This is a genomic window from Pseudothioclava arenosa (genome assembly GCF_002358085.1).
Taxonomy (GTDB): domain Bacteria; phylum Pseudomonadota; class Alphaproteobacteria; order Rhodobacterales; family Rhodobacteraceae; genus Pseudothioclava; species Pseudothioclava arenosa.
Window position 1 is genome coordinate 125,570 of sequence record NZ_NTJD01000003.1, and the last position, 20,132, is coordinate 145,701.

Sequence of the window (20,132 nt, forward strand, 5' to 3'; positions counted from 1 at the left end):
CGCGTTAACGAAACCGGGCAAATCCACGACCATCGCGCGGCTTTCGCCGCGGCGACGGAACGTGTCACGAACGTTTGGTTAATGGGGCGCGATCAGCCGGCCTTGCGCGCGCGCATCGCCTGGGCAAAGCGCTCGAACAGGTAGAAGCTGTCTTGCGGGCCGGGGCTCGCTTCGGGGTGGTGCTGCACCGAGAAGACCGGGCGGTCGTTCATCTTGATACCGCAGTTCGAGCCATCGAACAGCGAGACATGGGTCTCGGCCACGCCCTCGGGCAAGGTCTGCGCATCGACCGCGAACCCGTGGTTCATCGAGGTGATCTCGACCTTGCCGGTCTCGGTGTCTTTCACCGGGTGGTTCGCGCCGTGGTGGCCGTGGTTCATCTTGATCGTGGTCGCCCCCAGCGCCAGCGCCAGCATCTGGTGGCCAAGGCAGATGCCGAAGACCGGCAGGTCGGTCTTCAGGACTTCCTGGATCATCGGCACGGCATAGGTGCCGGTCGCCGCGGGGTCGCCCGGGCCGTTCGAGAGGAACACGCCATCGGGATTATGCGCGAGCACCTCTTCGGCGGTCGCGGTCGCGGGCAGCACCGTCACGTCGCAGCCCGCCGAGGCGAGGCAGCGCAGGATATTGCGTTTCGCGCCGTAGTCGATCGCCACGACCTTGAGGTCGGGGTTTTCGACGGGCTGGTAGCCTTCGGGCCAGGCCCAGCGTTTCTCGTTCCAGTGATAGCTTTGCGCGCAGGTCACGTCCTTGGCAAGGTCAAGCCCGACGAGGCCCGACCAGTCGCGTGCTTTCTTGACCAGCGCCTCGATGTCGAAATTGCCGTTCGGATCATGGGCGATGGCCACGTTCGGCGCGCCCTGCTGGCGGATGGCGCGGGTCAGCCGGCGGGTGTCAACGCCGCCAATGCCGATGCGGCCGGTCTTTTCCAGCCATTGCACCAGATCGCTCGTCGCGCGCCAGTTCGAAGGCTCGGTCGGGTCCCATTTCACCACGAGGCCCGCCGCCACCGGATCGCCGGTCTCGTCGTCTTCGGGGTTCACGCCCACGTTGCCGATATGCGGGAAGGTGAAGGTCACCACCTGGCCCGCGTAGGACGGGTCGGTCATGATTTCCTGATAGCCGGTCATCGCGGTATTGAAGACCAGCTCGGCCACCGTCTCGCCGGTGGCGCCGAACCCATGTCCGTAGAACAACTGCCCATCTGCAAGCGCGATCAGCGCTGTGGGTTTCTCGGATGCTTTCTGGCTTGCAGGCATGGCGCGACTCCCCGGGGCAAAATCCGTGGGAAACTAGGCGCCTGGGGCGGACTGGTCAAGGGGGGTCAGGATAATATTGAAATCGTTTAATATCAATAACTTAGAAATATTGTGCCGCGACGCGCTTTTGGCTATTGTGGCCACTCGTGTTCACAAAGGGGCCGAATGCACATGGAAATCAAGGAACGGATCGCGGCGAAGCTGAAAGACGCGATGCGGGCGAAAGAGGCCGACCGGCTCTCGACGCTGCGCCTGATCAACGCCGCCATCAAGGACCGCGAGATCGCGCTGCGTGGCGAGGGCGACGGGGGCGAGCTGTCGGATGCCGATGTGCTGGCGATTCTCGGCAAGATGGTCAAGCAACGTCAGGAATCGGCGCGCGCCTATGAAGAGGGCGGACGGCTGGAACTGGCGGAAAAGGAACTCGCCGAGGTCACCGTGATCGAGGAATTCCTGCCGCGCCAGCTTGATCCCTCGGAAGTCGAGGCCGCGATCAAGGCCGCGATCGAAAAGGTCGGGGCCAGCTCGATCCGCGACATGGGCCGGGTGATGGGCGAGCTCAAGGGCAAATATACCGGTCAGATGGATTTCGGCGCGGTTGGCCCGAAGGTCAAAGACCTGCTGGGCTGAGCGGATCGCAATCGCGACTTTTTTGGGGGGGGCTTCGGCCCCCCTTTTGCGTATTTGGGCCAAGAAGAAACGGATGCTCTTTCACTGAGCCGAAAATACTCCGGGGGTGAATTTGCCGGCAGGCAAAGAGGGGGCAGAGCCCCCTTGTCGCTCAGGGGTTCGGTGTGCGCGCGACCGAGAGGCGCTCTTGCAGTTCGCCATGCAGGCGGCGGCGCTCCTCGGGGGTGAGGAAGGCGCCGATCTCGACGGGGCGGGGGCCGCCGGTTAGGGTCAGGTAATCGGGGACGGGGCCGCCGCTGTGGTGGATCTCGACGCGGACCCAATGCGGATTGCCCTGCCAGTCGCGGCGCGGCCGTTTCGGGTCGTGGCGGCTGAGTGTGACCTGTTCGGAGGTGATCTCAAGGCGTTCGAGCACCTCGCCGCTGCGATAGCTGTGCGAGAGCGCCCACCAGATCCCGGCAACGGTCAGCGCGAGAAACGGCAGCAGCGCCCAGAGCACCACCGAGCCGGTCACCGCCAGCGCGGGCAGGGCGAGGAACAGGGCGGTGGCGCCGATGAACAGCACGAAGCCTTTCTTCGGCAGGGAGCGGAACGGCCAGAGTTCGAGCCGCTGTGTCGCTGGGGCATCGGTCCATTGATAGGGCATGGGTCCGGGTCGGCGAAAATGGGGGGCGCAAATGAAAACCCCGGGCCGAGGCCCGGGGTTTCTTGTGTCAGGCCTCAGTGGGCGTGCGAGTGATCCCACTCTTCCTGCTTCGGCAGCTGCTCGAACGTGTGCTCGGGCGGCGGCGAGGGCAGGGTCCATTCCAGCGTGTCGGCATATTCGTTCCAGTAGTTGTTCTCGGTCACGCGGCGACCGGCGAACAGCGTGTAGAACACGATGCCGATGAAGAACACGAAGGAGGCGAAGGCAAGGAAGGCACCGTAGGACGAGATCTTGTTCCAGTAGGCGAAGGCCTCCGGGTAGTCGATGTAGCGGCGCGGCATGCCCTGACGACCCAGGAAGTGCTGCGGGAAGAAGATCAGGTTCGAGCCGATGAACATCATCCAGAAGTGCAGCTTGCCCGCCCATTCCGGATACTGACGGCCCGACATCTTGCCGATCCAGTAATAGACCCCGGCAAAGATCGCGAACACCGCACCCAGCGACATCACGTAGTGGAAGTGCGCCACGACGTAATAGGTGTCGTGGTAGACCCGGTCGAGCGGCGCCTGCGAGAGCACCACGCCGGTCACGCCGCCGACGGTGAACAGGAACAGGAAGCCGAAGGCCCAGAGCATCGGCGTCTTGAACTCGATTGAGCCGCCCCACATCGTCGCGATCCAGCTGAACACCTTCACGCCGGTGGGCACCGCGATCACCATTGTCGCCAGCATGAAGTAGGACTGCTGAGTCAGCGACATGCCGACGGTGTACATGTGGTGCGCCCAGACGACGAAGCCCAGCACCCCGATCGCCACCATCGCGTAGACCATCGGCAGGTAGCCGAAGACCGGCTTGCGCGCGAAGGTCGCGATCACGTGCGAGATGATGCCGAAGCCCGGCAGGATGATGATGTAGACTTCCGGGTGGCCGAAGAACCACAGGATGTGCTGATACAGGATCGGGTCACCGCCACCGGCCGGATCGAAGAAGGTGGTGCCGAAGTTGCGGTCCATCAGCAGCATGGTGATCGCGCCGGCCAGAACGGGCAGCGACAGCAGGATCAGCCAGGCGGTGACAAAGACCGACCAGGCGAACAGCGGCACCTTGTGCAGGGTCATCCCCGGCGCACGCATGTTCAGGAAGGTGGTGATGATGTTGATCGCGCCGAGAATCGAGCTGGCGCCCGAAACGTGCACGGCGAAGATCGCCAGATCCATCGAATAGCCTTGCTCGTTGGTCGAGAGCGGCGGGTAAAGCACCCAGCCCACGCCGGACCCGAGCTGCCCGTTGCCGCCCGGCGCCAGCAGCGAGGCCACGCCAAGCGCGACACCGGCGACATAGAGCCAGTAGCTGAGGTTGTTCAGCCGCGGGAAGGCCATGTCCGGCGCACCGATGTGCAGCGGCATGAAATAGTTGCCGAAACCGCCGAACAGCGCCGGAATCACCACGAAGAACATCATCAGGACGCCGTGATAGGTGATCATCACGTTCCACAGATGGCCGTTCGGGGTGCATTCGGCATCCGAGGCGATGAAGCGCGCGCCCTCGGCGCACATGTATTGCACGCCCGGGTCCATCAGCTCGAGGCGCATGTAAACGGTGAAGGCCACCGAGATCAGGCCGACAAGGCCTGCAGTGAAGAGATAGAGAATCCCGATGTCTTTGTGGTTGGTGGACATGAACCAGCGGGTGAAGAAACCCCGCTCGTCATGCGCACCGCCGTGAACGGCTGCGTCCGCCATGATGATCTCCCTGTATGCTGCGGGCCCGGGCTCTCCCTTCCCGGGCCTCGCTAAAGGCATTTCTAAGGCGCATTTTTTCACCGGGCAAGGATGACGTGCGAAAAAATGTCACACCTCGGTCGGTCGTGGCCGCTGCGCATGCAAAAAGGGCGCCCGAAGGCGCCCTTTGACCGATCCGAAAGGGATCAGATGGGTTATTGAGCCGCGGCTTCCGGCGCCGGGGCGACCGAGGCCAGGTAGGCTGCGATGTCTTCCTGGTGATCTTTCTGCTTGTGGGTCATGCCCGACTTGGCCTTGGCGTCGCCGGTCTTTTCGATCAGCCAGGCTTTCGGGTCGGCCATGTAAGCGGCCAGTTCGGCCTCGTCCCAGACCATGCCGGTGGCGCCGACGGCCACGATCGAGTCCTTGTATTTGAAGCCTTCGACCGAAGCGACCTGACGGCCGACGACGCCGTAGAGGTTCGGGCCGGTTTTGCCGCCTTTGTAGATCTCGGTGCCATCGGGGGCCACGATCATGTGGCAGGCCTTGCACTTCTTGAAGTTTTCTTCGCCTTCCGCGGCGTCACCGGCAAAAACCGGGGCGGCAAGCGCGAGAGTGGCGAGGGCGGCAATCAGGCTGGTCTTCATCGCTGTATCCTTATTTAGGAACTCGACCCCCTCCCAAGGGGCCATCGATTGCGCAGATAGTCTGCGTCGAATGCTTCTAACACGGGGCAAAAGGTCGCGTCACGGGAGAATCGGGCCAATTTTCCCCGATCAGGCGAAGAACTGCCCGAACTTTAGTCGTAGGGCGGTGTCGAGGTCGTCCATCGTCACCGGCAGACCCAGATCGACCAGCGAGGTTACACCGTGCTCGCGGATGCCGCAGGGCACGATGCCCTGGAAATGGCTCAGGTCCGGTTCGACATTGATCGAGATGCCGTGGAAGCTGACCCATTTGCGCAGCTTCACCCCGATCGCGGCGATCTTGTCTTCGCGCGGGCTGCCGTCAAGGTTCGGCGCCTTGTCGGGGCGGGTGACCCAGACCCCGACGCGACCCTCGCGGATCTCGCCCTTGATGTTGAACTCGGCCAGCGCGGCGATCACCCAGCCCTCGAGCGCGGCGACGAAGGCGCGCACGTCGCGCCCGCGCTTGTTCAGGTCGAGCATGACATAGATGATGCGCTGGCCCGGCCCGTGATAGGTATACTGCCCGCCGCGCCCGGCCTCGTAGACGGGGAAACGGTCGGGATCGACCAGATCGGCGGGCTTCGCCGAGGTGCCGGCGGTGTAAAGCGGCGGATGTTCGAGCAGCCAGATCGCCTCTTCGGCCTCGCCGCGCGCAATCGCGCCCGCGCGTGCCTCCATGAAGGCAAGCGCCTCTTCATAGGGCACCAGCCCGTCGGAATGGATCCATTCGACCATCTGCGCCTCCGCCTGCGAAAACCCGTTCGGGTTAGAACAACAAAGCCCTTGCCTCAAGCGCCTTTTGGGAGAAGACTTTCGGCAATCAATTTGAGGCAGCCCAGTTCACGGGCCAATATTTAAAAACCTGACCTCGGGCAGCCGTGTTATTTCGACGGGAGGTCGTGATGTTGAAGAAATCCGTTGTGGGCGGCGTGGTGTCGCTCGGAGTCATTTTTGGGCCCGTGCAGCCGGTTCTGGCAGGTGGGGGCGATGTCGTCGGCGGCATCATCGGGGGGATCATCGGCGGCGCGATCGTCAATGAAGCCTCCAAGAATCGCGCCAAGCCGCGCACCGTCGCGCGCCCGAGCACCAGCTCCTACCAGCGCGAACAGAACCGGGAGGCGCAGACCGCGCTGAACTATTTCGGCTATCCGGCGGGCACGCCGGACGGGGTGATGGGCGCGAAGTCGCGTGCGGCGGTGTCGCAATACCAGATGCTTTTGGGCTATCCGGCGACCGGCCAGCTGACCGAGGCGGAGCGGATGATCCTCGTCACAGCCTATCAGCGCGCGATGATCGGCGGGCCGCAGGTGCAGCAGGTGATGGCCGGGCCGCAGGGGCCGCGCGGGATGCTTCTGAAGCAGCGCGACGAGATGGCGGGTGGCACGGGCGCGACCTATGCCGGGTCCTACGGTGGCTTGCCGCCCGAGGTCTCGCAGGCGGTCGACGAGATCGCACGCAACTCGAATGTCGAGCCGATGCAGCTGATCCAGCGCGCGGGCTTCATCCAGCTGGCCGACCTGAACATGGACGGGCGCACCGATTATCTTGTCGATACCTCGGTGACGGGCTCGGGCTTCTGGTGCAACGGTCCGGCCTGCACGGTGCGGGTCTTTGCCTCGACGCCGCAGGGCTATCAGCGCAATGACTTCCAGATCGCGGGGGCGACGCCCGCGAGCTTCTCGTGCCAGCATGGCCTGTGCCAGATCGCGGCGCCGGGCGCGGGCGCGCCGGTGACGGCGGCTCCGGCCGTGCCGCCCGCGCCGAGCCTGCCGCCCGCGACGATGGCGACCGCACCGCAACCTGCGATGCCGGGCTTCGGCGCGCAGCTTGCCGCGGCCACGCCCCCCGCCGCGCCGTCGATGCCCTCCTTTGGGGCTGCGATCGCGCCGGTCGAGGTGACGCTGAGCGCGCATTGCGCCGATGTGTCGGCCCGCACCGGGCAGGCCGGTGGGCTGCAGACAGTCGCCGCGATGAGCGATCCGGCGCAGGCGTTGGGCGAGCAATTCTGCCTTGCGCGCGATGCCGCCGTGGCCGAGGGCGAGGGCATCCTCGCGCAGGTCCAGGGCTTCACGCCCGCGCAGATCTCGCAGCAATGCGGTGATTTCGGCGCGCTTCTGGCCGATCAGGTGGCGCTGCTGCCGGGCACCGCGCGCGATGACATGATCGCCTCGGTGCAGGGTTTCGTGGCCGGTTCGGGCATGGACGAGGCGCAGATCGCGGGCACGGCCAAGGTCTGCCTCGGGGTCGGGCTGCGCGACGACCAGATGCCGGTGGCGCTGGGCTCGGCGCTGGTGCTCGCCGGAACGGGCAACATGGTCTATGCGGAGCTGGTTGCCCACCACCTGAGCGCCGGGATCGGCACCGAGAAGAGCGCCGATCTGGCGCTGGAATGGTACGATCTGGCAGCGAATGCGCATGAGGCGGGCCAGATGCCCGAATTCTCCGGCGACGAGGCCGGGCGCATGCAGCTGATCCATCAGGCGGCGATGGCGATGGCTGGCCGGGCCGAGGCGCCGGTGGCCAAGCCGGTGCCGGTCGCGGCGACGGCTTCGGCGCTGATGAACGGGATCTCGGGGATCGGCAAGGCGGCAACTTCGCTGGGGTCGCAATAATCGCGGCCAATGGATGATATGGGGCGGGGGCTTCGGCCCCCGTTTCCTGTTTGAGGGCGCACAAAATTTTTCCCGCCATCCCCAAATACCCCCTTTTCTTCCCCGCGGCCTTTGGCTAATACCCCGCCACCAAGCCAAGGCAGTGCGGTCGTGGCGGAATTGGTAGACGCGCAGCGTTGAGGTCGCTGTGGGGTAACTCCCGTGGAAGTTCGAGTCTTCTCGACCGCACCAATGGCTTAAAGCCGCGAAAGCCCGGGCCCTCGTGCCCGGGCTTCGTCGTTTCCGGGGCGCGCGTCCGGGACGACCGCCTTTTCCGAAAATTGAATCGATTTTTCGCGGCGAAGGCCTCGCCCGCATTAACCCGAATTTTCGGCCTGTCTTGCCATGCTCGCCGTGATCCCGATGGCCGGGCGGAGGCGGCAGGGCGCGATGGCAAGTTTCTTGACCTATGGCTATGCCGGGTCCGATTTCCTGATCGACGGAGGCGGGACGCAGCTTTTGCCTGGCGCGACCTTCCATGTCGACCCGACCTGGGACGCGTCGGTCGACCGGCTGACCTTTACCTTTTCGGATGACGATTCCTGGCTCGGGGGCGATCTGCGGGCGGATGAGCTTGGGGTCGATCAGAACCAATACCTGACGATCACCGATGCCACGGGGGCTACGGTAAACGCCGGGGTGGCCTATTCCGAGGAATACGCGACGCTGACAGCTCCAGACGGCTCGATCGTCTTCATCGACCGGGTCGAGATCAATGGCGAGCTGGTCGGTTATGTCACCAGCGCCGAGCTGCAGCCGGGTGTGACCTATCAGGTCAGCTCGATCTACAATGTCGATAGCGTCAACGAGGCGAGCTATTACGATTTCGACTGGCTCGATTATGACCCCGACACTGCCAGCTATATCCGCGGTGGGAACTTTTCCGACACGCTGCTCGCGGGCGCTGGCGATGACCGGATCGAGGCGGGCGGCGGCGCCGACATCATCGACGGGGGTAGTGGAAACGACACCATCTACTATGGCACGGGCGGGTCGACGCCGGACCAGGGCGATCTGGTCGAGGGGGGCGAGGGCGACGACCTGATCGACGATGTGTCGGGCAGTTTCTATGAGTATGCCGATACGCTTTCGGGTGGCGCGGGCGCCGATACGATCTGGGCGGGGGGCGGTGCGGATCTTGTCGACGGCGGCGCGGATGCTGACGTGCTCTATGGCGAATCCGGGGATGACACAATCACCGGCGGGGCCGGCGATGACCTGATCTGGACGGGCACGGGTGCCGATGTCCTGATCTACACCGATGGCTCCGGCGCCGACACCATCGGCGATTTCAACATTGCCGATAACGGCTCCGGGTTCGCCATCGACCGGCTTGATGTGAGCGATCTGACCGACGCCGATGGCAATCCGGTCAATGTCTGGGATGTCGTTGTTTCGCAGGATCCGGCGGGCAATGCGGTGCTGACCTTCCCGGGCGGCGAGACGATCACGCTCTCGGGCATCGCGCCATCGCAGGTCTCGACGGTGCAGCAGCTCAATGCGATCGGCATTCCGTGTTTTCTGGTTGGCACGCGGATCGCCACGCCGCGGGGCTGGCGCGCGGTCGAGGATCTGTGCCCCGGCGATCTGGTGGTGACACGCGACGGCCCCCCTGCGCCGGTGCTCTGGATCGGGAGGCGGCAGGTCGATGCGGCACAGCTGGCAGAAAATCCGGCCCTGCGACCGATCCGCCTGCGCGCCGGGGCGTTCGGCAATGACTGTGATCTGGTGCTGTCCGGGCAGCACGCGATCTGGGTGCAGGAGGGCGCGGGCGAGGGGGCGCTGGTGCGCGTCTGTCATCTTGCCCGCACGGGCTGGGGCGGAGCGCGGGTCATGGCCGGGATACGCCAGGCCGCCTACCTGCACCTGCTTTTGCCGCGCCACGCGCTGATTCTGGCCGAAGGCGCCTGGGTCGAGACCTTCTGGCCGGGCCGGTTTGCGCTGGAATCGCTCGACCTGCGCCAGCGCTGTGCCCTGGTTCGCTCCATGCCGCGACTCGCACGCGTGGTTTTCGAAGGCCAGCCGGTCGAGGCGAGTTATGGCCCAAGGGTCCGCGCGCTTCTGCCGGGAAAGGCGGTGACCCGAAGCGCATGTGTGAAATGGTCGCGGAGTGTGCAGGATGTGCCGCGAACGGACGGTTTTTGGGACGTCTTGCTCTCAGGCTATGGCTGAAAAGGGGTGTCCGAAAAAACGGGTTGAACTCAGGGAGCCCAGTTGCTCTAGTCACCCCTACGGGAATAACCAACGATAAATGACAGGGAGCCCGAAGTGACAACTGCAACAAACGGCGAAGGATTCGTCGTATTTGACCACGTGCAGAAAAGCTACGATGGCGAAACGCTGGTCGTGAAGGATCTTAATCTTTCGATCGGCAAAGGTGAATTTCTGACCATGCTCGGCCCGTCTGGCTCCGGCAAGACGACCTGCCTGATGATGCTGGCGGGGTTCGAGACCGCGACGAATGGCAAGATCTTGCTGGATGGCAACAACATCAACGACATGCCGCCGCACAAGCGCGGGATCGGGATGGTGTTCCAGAACTACGCGCTGTTCCCGCATATGACGGTGGGCGAGAACCTCGCCTTCCCGCTCGAAGTGCGCGGCATGGGCAAGTCGGAGCGCGAAGAAAAGGTCAAGCGCGCGCTGGACATGGTGCAGATGGGGGCTTTCGCCAACCGTCGCCCGGCGCAGCTTTCGGGCGGCCAGCAGCAGCGGATCGCCCTGGCGCGCGCGCTGGTCTTCGACCCGAAGCTGGTCCTGATGGACGAGCCTCTGGGCGCGCTCGACAAGCAGCTGCGCGAGCATATGCAGTTCGAGATCAAGGCGCTGCACGAAAGCCTCGGCATCACCGTGGTCTATGTGACCCACGATCAGGGCGAGGCGCTTACGATGTCGGACCGCGTGGCGGTGTTCAACGACGGGCGCATCCAGCAGCTGGCACCGCCGGACGAGCTTTATGAACGGCCGAAGAACTCCTTCGTGGCGCAGTTCATCGGCGAGAACAACAAGCTGCCGGGCAAGGTCGAGACGCTGGATGGCGAGACCTGCACGGTGCGGCTGCAAACCGGCGAGCTGATCGACGCGACCCCGGTCAACGTGCGCGAGGTCGGACAGGAGACGCTGGTCTCGATCCGCCCCGAGCGCGTGGAGTTCAAGCCCGAGATGATGCCTCCGGGCGCGCATATGATCGACGCCGAGGTGCTGGAGGTCGTCTATATGGGCGACATTTTCCGGACCCGGATGCGGGTCGCGGGCACCGAGGATTTCGTGATGAAATCGCGCAACACGCTGGGGCAGACCAAGCTCCACCCCGGCGAAAAGATCCGGATCGGCTGGCATCCGCAGGATGCCCGCGCCCTCGACCCGATGTGAGAAAGCTGGCCGGCGGGTTCGCCGGTCGCCTGCCGCGAAACGCGGCCAACCGGCGACAGCCGGATATGACAAAGTCGAAAACGACGAACTTACCAACTGGGAGTTAATGATGAAGAAAACCATGATCCTGACCACGGCTCTCGTGGCCACCGGCTTCGCTGCCTCGGCCAATGAGATCAACGTGGTGTCCTGGGGCGGGGCCTATACCGTCAGCCAGGTTGAGGCTTACCACAAGCCCTTCGAACAACTGACGGGCATCAAGGTCGTCTCGATCGATGCCGACAACCCCGCGACCCCGCTGAAGGCGCAGGTCGAAGCCGGCAACGTCTCGATCGACCTCGCCGACGTCGAACTGTCGGACGCGATCCGTCTGTGCGACGAGGGCCTGCTGGAGCCGATCGACCCGGCGATCCTGCCGCCCGCGCCCGATGGCACGCCCGCGACCGAGGACTTCGTCGATGGCGCGCTGCAGGATTGCGCTGTGGCGAACATCGTCTGGGGCACCGTGATTGCCTATGACACCACCAAGTTCCCGGAAAACCCGCCCTCGACCCTGGCCGATTTCTTCGACCTCGAGAAATACCCGGGCAAGCGCGGCCTGCTGAAAGCGGCCAAGCGTTCGATGGAGATGGCGCTGGTCGCCGATGGCGTGGCACCGGGCGAAGTCTATGACGTGCTCGGCACCCCCGAGGGCGTCGACCGTGCGCTTGCCAAGCTCGACACGATCAAGGACTCGGTCGTGTGGTGGGATGCCGGCGCACAGCCGCCGCAGCTCCTGGCGGATGGCGAAGTCGTGATGACCAACGGCTATAACGGCCGCTTCTTCAACGCGATGATCGCCGAGGGCAAGCCCTTCGACATCATCTGGGACGGCCAGTATCTCGACTATGACCTCTGGGTCATTCCGAAGGGCGCCCCGAACCTCGAAGGTGCGATGGAGTTCCTGAAGTTCTCGACCGACACCCAGCGTCTGGCCGATCAGGCGAAATACATCTCCTACGGCCCGGCCCGCAAATCCTCGGCCCCGCTGGTTGGCATGTATCAGGATGGCAAGACCGAGATGGGCCCGCACATGCCCACCAACCCGGAAAACATGAAGAACGTGATCGCCACCGATCCGATCTTCTGGGCTGACCACGATGTTGAGCTCTCCGAGCGCTTCAACGCCTGGCTGGCCAGCTAAGACCGAGCCTTTGAGGGCGCCTTCGGGCGCCCTCATCTCCGCACCCGCACGCCTGATCGCGTGCGCCGGGTGCCGCTCATGACCGTTCCGAAGACCCGGGGTGACACGCATGACTGACGCGACTGCACAATTGACCACGGCCGATGGGCGCCCTTTGAAGGCGGCGCTTGCGGCTTCGATGGCGGTTCGCCGCCGCCGCGCCTTCCTGCTGGTTGCGCCGCTTTTCCTGTTCATCCTGATCTCGTTCATCATTCCGATCGGCCAGATGCTGCTGCAATCGGTGCATAACGACACGTTTTCCTCGGCGGTTCCGGCGCTGAGCGCCTGGTTCGACGAGAACCCGCAGGGCTCCGAGATCGACGAGGCGGCCTATGCGGCGCTCGCCGCCGACCTCAAGCTGATGAAAGCCGAGAAGACGGCGGGTTCGGCCGGCACGCGGATCAACTACGATGTGGCGGGCACGCGCTCGCTGTTCACCTCGACGGCGCGCAAGGCCGACAAGCTGGAGGCGCCCTTCAAGGAGGCGATCCTCGCGGCCGAGCCGAAGTGGGACGACCCGAACCTGTGGCGCGCGATGCGCTCGGCGTCGAACCCCTACACGATTGATTTCTACCTCGCGGCGCTCGACATGACGCGCGACGAGACCGGCGCGATCGTCGCGGTCGAGGAAGGCCAGGCGATCTACAAGAAGCTGTTCTGGCGCACGCTGAGCCTGTCGCTCGAGATCACCGCGCTCTGCCTGCTGCTGGGCTTCCCGATCGCGCATCTGCTGGCGACGCTGCCGATGCGCAAGGCGATGCTCCTGATGATCCTGGTGCTCCTGCCGTTCTGGACCTCGCTTCTGGTGCGCACGACCTCGTGGATGGTGCTGTTGCAAAGCCAGGGGGTTCTCAATGACCTCTTGGTCGGCATCGGGCTGATCGACGACGAGGGGCGCATCCAGATGATGTATAACCAGACCGGCACGATCATCGCGATGACGCATATCCTGCTGCCCTTCACGATCCTGCCGCTGTATTCGGTGATGAAGACGATCCCGCCGAGCTATGTGCGCGCCGCGCGCAGCCTGGGCGCGACCAGCTGGACGGCGTTTCGCCGCGTCTACCTGCCGCAGACCCTGCCGGGGATCGGCGCGGGCGGGCTCTTGGTGTTCATCCTCGCGATGGGCTACTACATCACCCCGGCCCTTGTCGGCGGCGCCGACGGGCAGATGATTTCGAACATGATCGCCTTCCACATGCAGAAGTCGCTGAACTGGTCGCTGGCGGCCGCGCTCGCGGCGATGCTGCTGGCGATCGTCCTGATCTTCTTCTGGATCTACGACCGGCTCGTCGGCATCGACAAGATGAAGCTCGGCTGAGGAGAGAGACAATGGCGCTTCCCACCTACGCAAGCCCGCTCGAGAAGACCTGGCATTACACCTATCTGGTGATCTGCGGTCTGATCTTTTTGTTCCTGATCTCGCCGATCCTGATCGTGATCCCGCTCAGCTTCAACGCCGAGCCCTATTTCACCTTCACCTCCAAGATGCTCGCGCTCGACCCCGAAGGCTATAGCCTGCGCTGGTACGACAAGCTCGTCACCTTCGGCATGCAGGCCCCCGAGGGCGAACGCGGCGCCGCCTTCTGGTCGGACTTCTGGCAGAACGCGCAATGGATGCAGGTGACCAAGAACTCGATCATCATCGGCTTCTTCTCGACCATCCTCGCCACCGCGCTCGGCACCATCGCGGCGCTTGGCCTGACCCGCCCCGAGATGCCCTATCGCAAGCAGATCATGGCGGTGCTGATCTCGCCGATGATCGTGCCGATCATCATCTCGGCGACGGGGATGTTCTTCTTCTACTCGTGGATGAAGTTCCCGATCCCGAGCTTCGAGGGCGGCTTCCATTTCGAATGGGTGCGGCTTGCGGGCTCCTATTTCGGGATCATCCTGGCCCATGCCGCGCTCGGCATTCCCTTCGTGATCATCACCGTGACCGCGACGCTCTTCGGCTTCGACCAGTCGCTGGTCCGCGCGTCGGCGAGCCTCGGGGCGAACCCGCGCACGACCTTCTTCAAGGTGCAGATGCCGCTGATCATGCCGGGCGTGATCTCGGGCGGGCTGTTCGCCTTCGTCACCTCCTTCGACGAGGTGGTCGCGGTGCTGTTCATCGCCGATCACGACCAGCAGACGATCCCGCGCCAGATGTGGAACGGTATCCGCGAACAGATCAGCCCCGCGATCCTCGCCGTGGCGACGATCCTCGTGGTGATCTCGATCGCGCTGCTGACCACGGTCGAACTCTTGCGCCGCCGCTCGGAACGCCTGCGCGGGATGAGCCCCCAATAACGGCCGCAATAAAGGGGGCGCCGCCCCCGCGGGCCCAGCGGGCCCGCTCCCCCGGGATACTTGCCGCAAAATGAAGAAGGGCGCCCCCAGACAACCGGGGCGCCCTTTCCCATTCATCGAGCCAAAAATACTCCGGGGATGAATGCGGCCAAAGCCCCCACCACACAGCTCAGGGCAAAAGCGCGAGCCAGAGCCAGATTGTCAGGATCGAGAGGGCCGTGGCGATCAGCACTGCCGAGGCCGCGACGCGGCGCCCTACGCCGTAGAGATTGGCGAAGAGATAGGCGTTGACGCCGGGCGCCATCGAGGCGGTCAGCGTGGCCGAGCGCAGCGCGTCGGTGGGAAGCGCAAAGCCGAAGCGTCCCAGCGCGTAGGTGATGGCCGGGTGCAGGATCAGCGAGAGCATGGTGACCATGGTGATCGCGCGCCCGTCGCCTTCGGGGCGGTAGCGATAGAGTACGCCGCCAAGGCCGAAGAGGGCTGCAGGCAGGGCGGCGCGTGCGATCATGTCGATGGCCGCCCAGAGCGAGGTGGGCAGGTCATGGCCGGTGAGCGCGGTAAACGCCTGGATCACGAAGCCCGCAAGGATGCCCAGCACCAGCGGCGTGCGGAACACACCGATCAGTGCGTTCATCCCGACCCGGCCAAGCCCGGCGCCGGTGCCGTGGCTGCGTACGGCCTCCATCGCGAGGATGCCGATCGTGTAGAGCAGGGGAGAATGGATCGAGATGATCGCGAAGTTCCCGGCCAGCGCGTCCGCGCCATAGGCGCGCTCAGTGATCGGCACGCCGAGCAGCAGCGAGTTCGAGAACAGGCAGGCAAAGCCGATGGCCACCGCGTCGGGGCCGTTGCGCCCCAGTGCCCGCGCGCCTGCGATGCCAATCGCGAAAGAGATCAATGCGCCGGCGTAGAAGCTGACCATCAGCCCGATGTCATAGCTCGCGCCAATGTCCAGCCGTCCGATCGAGCGCGCCAGAAGCACCGGCACCGCGAAATTCTGCGCAAAGCGCATCAGCCCGTCGACCGCGCTTTCCGAGAACAGCTTGCGCCAGGCCACCACGTATCCGAAACCGATCACGAGGAAGACCGGCAGGATGACGTCGATCAGCGCGCTCATTTACAGCGACAGTTCGAGGGCCAGACCGTCGAAGGCCGGGCGGACATGCGCGGGCGTTTCACGCGCGACATCGTCGAAATCGAGGTCGATATGCATGTTAGTGATGACCGCCTCGCGCGGGGCGGCGCGCGCGATCCATTCGAGCGCCAGCGCCAGATGCGCGTGCGTCGGGTGCGGCGTGCGGCGCAGCGCGTCGATCACGAAGATATCGAGATCGGCCAGATGCGGCCACGAAGCCTCGGGGATTTCGTTCACATCGGGGATATAGGCCAGCGCACCGATCCGGAAGCCGAGCGCGTCGATATTGCCGTGCTGCACCTCGATCGGCTGGAACGGGATCGGCCCGCCTGCGCCCTCGATGGCGAAGGGGCCGCGGATCGAGTTCAGGTCGCAGATCGGGGGGTAATTGCTGTCCGGCGGCTGCACGAAGGCATAGCCGAAGCGGTTGAGCAGCGCCTCTTGCGTGTCGCTGTCGGCAAAGACCGGCAGGCGGCGGCGCATGGTGAAGACGATCTGGCGCAGGTCATCGAGCCCGTGCACGTGATCGGCGTGGGAATGGGTGTAGACGACGGCATCCAGTTCGCCGACCTCGGCGCGCAGCAGCTGTTCGCGCAGGTCGGGCGAGGTGTCGATCAGCACGCGGGTCGTGCCCTCGGTGCCGATCCGCTCGACCAGCATCGAGCAGCGCGTGCGGCGGTTCTTCGGGTTGTCCGGGTTGCATTCGCCCCAATGGCCACCGATCCGGGGCACACCGCCCGACGAGCCGCAGCCAAGGATCGTGTAGCGGATCAGGTCGCTCATGCGGCAGCCTCCCAGCGGGTCGTTTTGGCGAACAGGCGGTCGAAATTGGCGGTGGTGGCGCGGGCGAACTCTTCGTAGCTCACGCCGAAGACCTCGGCGCCGATGCGTGCGGTCAGCGCGGTATAGGCGGGCTCGTTGCGCCGGCCGCGATGGGGCGGGGGCGCCAGATAGGGCGCGTCGGTCTCGACGAGGATGCGATCAAGCGGGGCGGCGGCAAAGATGTCGCGCACATCCTGGCTGCGCGGGAAGGTCGCGATGCCCGACATCGACAGGTAGAACCCCAGCTCCAGCGCCACACGCGCCAGTTCCGGCCCCGAGGAATAGCAATGCATGACGCAGCCGAAGGGGCGCGCCTTCATGCCTTCGGTCAGGATCGCGGCCATGTCCTCGTCGGCGGCGCGCGAATGGATGATCAGCGGCAGGCCGGTTTCTTGCGCAGCCTCGATATGGAGGCGCAGCGAGCGGCGCTGCACCTCGGCGCTGTCGGCGGTGTAGTGATAGTCGAGCCCGGTTTCGCCGATGCCGACGAATTTCGGATGCGCGGCCAGCGCGACCAGTTCTTCGACCGTAGCCATCGGCTCTTCGGCGACGGACATCGGGTGGGTGCCCGCGGCATAGAACACCTCGGGGTAGGCATCGGCGATGGCGCGCACGGTGGGTTCGTTGCGCAGCCGCGTGCAGATCGTGACCATGCGGGTGACGCCAGCGGCGCGGGCGCGGGCGATGACATCGGGCAGTTCCCCCTCGAAATCGGGGAAATCGAGGTGGCAGTGGCTGTCCACGATCCGGGGCTGATCGGTCATCGGATCTCCTTTAGGCGGCTCAGGGGGAGGCGGCCGCCGTGATCTCCAGAACCATATCCATGACCAGCGCGGCGGGGTCAAGGTTGACCGCCCGCGCATGGCGCGCGCGCGCGCCCAAGGTCTGGTGCAGCCCTGCCCATTTCATCGCCGCGAACTCGTCGGGGGCGAGGCGCGCGAACAGCTGGCTCTCGCCGGGTGCAGCCTCGGCGGGGGGCGGGCCTGCGACGCCCGCGCGCGCCAGCCGCGCGAGGAACAGCTCGATCAGGTGCAGCTGCAGGTCGAGCCGCGCCTCGTTGCCCTTGCCGGTGGCGCTTTCGGCCAGCGCGATTGCGGCCAGCCGGTCCAGCCGGGGCAGGGTGGAAAACAGCGCGACAAGCCGCGTGTAGCTGTCGAGCCCGCCAAGGTTGATCAGCCGGATCGCCTCGCCCACGGAGCCGCCCGAAAGCGCGGCAAGCGCGGCGGGATCGGCCTCGGGGGGCGCGCCTTCGGCAGCCGCGAGGGCTTCGGCCATCTCTTCGGGCGCCAGCGTGCCCAGCCGCAATTCGCGGCAGCGCGAGCGGATCGTCGGCAAGAGCCGCGCGGGTTGATGCGTGACCAAAAGGAAGGTCACGTTCGCGGGGGGTTCCTCGAGCAGTTTCAGCAGCGCGTTCGCCGCTTGCACGTTCATCTCGTCGGCGGCATCCACGATCACCACGCGCCGTCCGCCTTCGGCTGCCGAGAGGTGCAGGAAGTTCGAGAGCTTGCGCACTTCGCCCACGCGGATGTCTTGCGTCACCGCGTTCTGGCGGTCGTTCAGCCCGCGCTTGAGCACGAAGACCGAGGCCTCGGAGCCCGCGCGCATACGCCGGCAGACGGGGTGCTCGGGGTCGGTGTCGAGGCTTGTCGGGGGGGGCGGTGCGCCGAACAGGCTGTCGCCCTCGTCCTCGCGCGGGCGGGTCAGCAGAAACCGCGCGATGCGCCAGGCGAGCGTCGCCTTGCCGACGCCCTGCGGCCCGGCAAGCATCCAGGCGTGATGCATCCGCCCCGAGGTGAAGGCGTCCAGAAAATCGGCCTCGGCGCGGGCTTGCCCGATCAGATGCGCGGTGTCGCGCGGGTGCGGCGCGCCTTCGACCTGTGTGGGATCGGGGAAATCGGCCGGATCGCTCATGCCAGCGCGGCCCGTGTCTGGGCGAGGATCTCGGCCGCGATTGCCTCGGGTGGGCGGGCGCCGTCAATCACGCGAAAGCGCGGGGCGAATTCGCGGGCCAGCGCGAGGAACCCCGCGCGCATCTTTTGCTGCAGCGCGAGACCGAAATCCTCGAACCGTTCCTCGGGGCCCTGCCGCCCCTTGGCGCGCGCGAGGCCGGTTTCGGCGTCGATATCCACGAGGAAGGTCAGGTCGGGTTCGCGCCCGATCATCATTTTGTGGAGCGCATCCACCTGCGGGCGCAGGTTGCCCCGCGAGAGGCCCTGATACATCCGCGTGGAATCGGCAAAGCGGTCGCAGATCACGATCTTGCCGGCGGCCAGAGCGGGCTCGATCAGGCGCTCGCAATGGTCGCGGCGCGCGGCGGTGAACAGCAAAAGCTCGGTTTCCGCCGACCAGCGGTCGGGGTCGCCTTCGAGGACGAGGCGGCGGATTTCCTCGGCGCCGGGCGAACCGCCGGGTTCGCGTGTCAGCACCACATCGCGCCCCTCGGCGCGCAGCGCTTCGGCCAGCACGCGGGCCTGCGTGGATTTGCCGGACCCGTCTATGCCCTCGAAGCTGATGAACATGCGATCAGGCGCCCGCGGCGTTCAGGGCCTGCTGCAACAGGCGTTGGGCGGCGGTGGTGACGCGGGTCACGAAGCCGCCAGCGGCCACGTCGGTTTCGGCGACGAGCGGAAAGCGGCGCGGCGCATCGAGGCCCGGCACGGTCAGCACCAGCTCGGCGATTTCGCTGCCTGCCGTGATCGGCGCCTGGATGGGCCCTTTGAAGATCACCTCGGCCTTCATCCCGTCCTGCGCGCCCGCGGGCAGGAGTTGGCGGATGTCTTCGGCAGGCACGAGGCCCACGGTTTTCGCATCGCCAAGCCAGACCGGCGCTTCGGCCAGCCGGGTGCCCTTGGCGACGAGGTCCTTGATCACGAACTGACGAAACGCCCAGTTCGCGATGGCCTCGGCCTCTTGCGCGCGCTCGGCCTCGGAGCCCAGCCCCGAGATCACGAAGACGATGCGGCGCTCGCCCATCACCGCCGAGCCGACCAGCCCGTAGCCCGCCTCTTCGGTATGTCCGGTCTTGAGCCCGTCCGCATGCCAGTCGGCCGCCGCGATCTTGAGCAGCGGGTTGCGGTTATTGGCATTCGCCGGGGCGCGGTCTTTGTAATTGTAATGGGTGGTGGCAAAGAGCGGGTAGTAGGTCGGGAATTTCTCGATCAGCCGTGCGGCGAGGATGCCGAGGTCATGCATCGACATCCGCTGACCCGGATGCGGCCAGCCCGAGGCATTGGCGAACATCGAGTTGTTCATGCCAAGCGCGCGGGCGCGTTCGGTCATCATCCGGGCAAACGCATCTTCCGAGCCGGCAAGCCCCTCGGCCACCACCACGCAGGCGTCATTGCCCGAGTTCACGATGATGCCGTGCAGCAGTTCGTCCACGGTCGGCCGGTCGGTGGTGTTGAGGAACATCGTCGAGCCCCCCATCGCCTGCGCCTTGGGCGTGACGGCAAAGGTGGTGTCGGGCGTGACCCGGCCTTCGGCGAGGGCTTCGAACAGCAGGTTCACCGTCATCAGCTTCGACATCGAGGCGGGCGGCAGCGGAATATCGGCGTTCTTCTCCAGCAGCACGGTCTGCGTGGTCAGGTCATAGACCCAGGCCGCCGAGGCGCGCGTGTCGAAGGCACGGGCGGGCAGGGCGGCCAGCAGGGCAAGGGCGAAGGCGGCGATCAGGCGCGTCAGGAACGGCATCGG

At 65.4% G+C, this 20,132-nt stretch carries 18 protein-coding genes and 1 tRNA gene; 8 read left to right on the plus strand and 11 right to left on the minus strand.

The window, feature by feature from the left end; genetic code table 11:
- Positions 1-92: 92 nt before the first annotated feature.
- The gene (carA, locus tag CLN94_RS04865; RefSeq protein WP_096431744.1) at positions 93-1,259 is read right to left on the minus strand and encodes a glutamine-hydrolyzing carbamoyl-phosphate synthase small subunit; all 1,167 of its coding nucleotides are present in this window, start codon (positions 1,257-1,259) and stop codon (positions 93-95) included.
- Between the two features lie 171 nt (positions 1,260-1,430).
- Here carA and CLN94_RS04870 point away from each other — a divergent pair, with 171 nt between their 5' ends.
- Positions 1,431-1,889: a GatB/YqeY domain-containing protein gene (locus CLN94_RS04870; RefSeq protein WP_096431746.1), complete on the plus strand. Its 459-nt coding sequence runs from the start codon at positions 1,431-1,433 to the stop codon at positions 1,887-1,889.
- 151 nt (positions 1,890-2,040) lie between these two features.
- Here CLN94_RS04870 and CLN94_RS04875 read toward each other — a convergent pair whose 3' ends face one another.
- The 4 genes from CLN94_RS04875 to lipB all read right to left on the minus strand — a co-directional run bounded on the left by CLN94_RS04875 (position 2,041) and on the right by lipB (position 5,737).
- A complete protein-coding gene (locus tag CLN94_RS04875) occupies positions 2,041-2,535 on the minus strand; it encodes a DUF2244 domain-containing protein (RefSeq protein ID WP_096431748.1) in 495 nt (164 codons plus the stop codon).
- Positions 2,536-2,609: 74 nt separating this feature from the next.
- Positions 2,610-4,277 (minus strand): cytochrome c oxidase subunit I, encoded by a 1,668-nt coding sequence (gene ctaD, locus CLN94_RS04880; protein ID WP_096431750.1) that lies wholly within the window; start codon positions 4,275-4,277, stop codon positions 2,610-2,612.
- Positions 4,278-4,471: 194 nt separating this feature from the next.
- The gene (locus tag CLN94_RS04885) at positions 4,472-4,903 is read right to left on the minus strand and encodes a c-type cytochrome (RefSeq protein ID WP_096431752.1); all 432 of its coding nucleotides are present in this window, start codon (positions 4,901-4,903) and stop codon (positions 4,472-4,474) included.
- Positions 4,904-5,032: 129 nt separating this feature from the next.
- Positions 5,033-5,737, minus strand: coding sequence for a lipoyl(octanoyl) transferase LipB (lipB, locus tag CLN94_RS04890; protein WP_281253523.1), 705 nt, complete (start codon positions 5,735-5,737; stop codon positions 5,033-5,035).
- Positions 5,738-5,847: 110 nt separating this feature from the next.
- Here lipB and CLN94_RS04895 point away from each other — a divergent pair, with 110 nt between their 5' ends.
- The 7 genes from CLN94_RS04895 to CLN94_RS04925 all read left to right on the plus strand — a co-directional run bounded on the left by CLN94_RS04895 (position 5,848) and on the right by CLN94_RS04925 (position 14,482).
- A complete protein-coding gene (locus tag CLN94_RS04895; protein ID WP_096431756.1) occupies positions 5,848-7,557 on the plus strand; it encodes a peptidoglycan-binding domain-containing protein in 1,710 nt (569 codons plus the stop codon).
- Between the two features lie 144 nt (positions 7,558-7,701).
- Positions 7,702-7,788 (plus strand) — tRNA-Leu (locus CLN94_RS04900).
- Positions 7,789-7,986: 198 nt separating this feature from the next.
- Positions 7,987-9,768, plus strand: coding sequence for a Hint domain-containing protein (locus CLN94_RS04905; RefSeq protein WP_179300232.1), 1,782 nt, complete (start codon positions 7,987-7,989; stop codon positions 9,766-9,768).
- Between the two features lie 96 nt (positions 9,769-9,864).
- Positions 9,865-10,968 carry an ABC transporter ATP-binding protein gene (locus CLN94_RS04910; protein ID WP_096431760.1) on the plus strand — a complete coding sequence of 368 codons (1,104 nt, stop codon included), beginning with the start codon at positions 9,865-9,867 and terminating at the stop codon, positions 10,966-10,968.
- A gap of 109 nt (positions 10,969-11,077) precedes the next feature.
- Positions 11,078-12,151 carry an ABC transporter substrate-binding protein gene (locus CLN94_RS04915; protein ID WP_096432205.1) on the plus strand — a complete coding sequence of 358 codons (1,074 nt, stop codon included), beginning with the start codon at positions 11,078-11,080 and terminating at the stop codon, positions 12,149-12,151.
- A 109-nt stretch (positions 12,152-12,260) separates the two neighbouring features.
- Positions 12,261-13,511 carry an ABC transporter permease gene (locus CLN94_RS04920; RefSeq protein ID WP_096431762.1) on the plus strand — a complete coding sequence of 417 codons (1,251 nt, stop codon included), beginning with the start codon at positions 12,261-12,263 and terminating at the stop codon, positions 13,509-13,511.
- Positions 13,512-13,522: 11 nt separating this feature from the next.
- Positions 13,523-14,482: an ABC transporter permease gene (locus CLN94_RS04925; RefSeq protein ID WP_096431764.1), complete on the plus strand. Its 960-nt coding sequence runs from the start codon at positions 13,523-13,525 to the stop codon at positions 14,480-14,482.
- A 169-nt stretch (positions 14,483-14,651) separates the two neighbouring features.
- Here the strand turns inward: CLN94_RS04925 and CLN94_RS04930 are convergent, their stop codons facing one another.
- Genes CLN94_RS04930 through CLN94_RS04955 form a run of 6 tightly spaced genes read right to left on the minus strand, consistent with a single transcriptional unit; the run spans position 14,652 to position 20,129 of the window.
- Positions 14,652-15,599, minus strand: a complete 948-nt coding sequence (locus tag CLN94_RS04930; RefSeq protein ID WP_096431766.1) for an AEC family transporter — start codon at positions 15,597-15,599, stop codon at positions 14,652-14,654.
- Positions 15,600-16,400 (minus strand): MBL fold metallo-hydrolase, encoded by an 801-nt coding sequence (locus tag CLN94_RS04935; protein WP_096431768.1) that lies wholly within the window; start codon positions 16,398-16,400, stop codon positions 15,600-15,602.
- Positions 16,397-17,203 (minus strand): TatD family hydrolase, encoded by an 807-nt coding sequence (locus CLN94_RS04940; protein WP_096431770.1) that lies wholly within the window; start codon positions 17,201-17,203, stop codon positions 16,397-16,399. Before CLN94_RS04940 ends, CLN94_RS04935 begins: the two co-directional genes overlap by 4 nt.
- A 19-nt stretch (positions 17,204-17,222) precedes the next feature.
- Positions 17,223-18,350 carry a DNA polymerase III subunit delta' gene (locus CLN94_RS04945; protein ID WP_096431772.1) on the minus strand — a complete coding sequence of 376 codons (1,128 nt, stop codon included), beginning with the start codon at positions 18,348-18,350 and terminating at the stop codon, positions 17,223-17,225.
- Entirely contained in the window at positions 18,347-18,958 is a 612-nt protein-coding gene (gene tmk, locus CLN94_RS04950) for a dTMP kinase (protein ID WP_096431774.1), read from the minus strand. Before tmk ends, CLN94_RS04945 begins: the two co-directional genes overlap by 4 nt.
- A gap of 4 nt (positions 18,959-18,962) precedes the next feature.
- Complete coding sequence (locus tag CLN94_RS04955) at positions 18,963-20,129, minus strand: D-alanyl-D-alanine carboxypeptidase family protein (RefSeq protein WP_096431776.1); 1,167 nt, start codon at positions 20,127-20,129, stop codon at positions 18,963-18,965.
- Positions 20,130-20,132 lie beyond the last annotated feature (3 nt).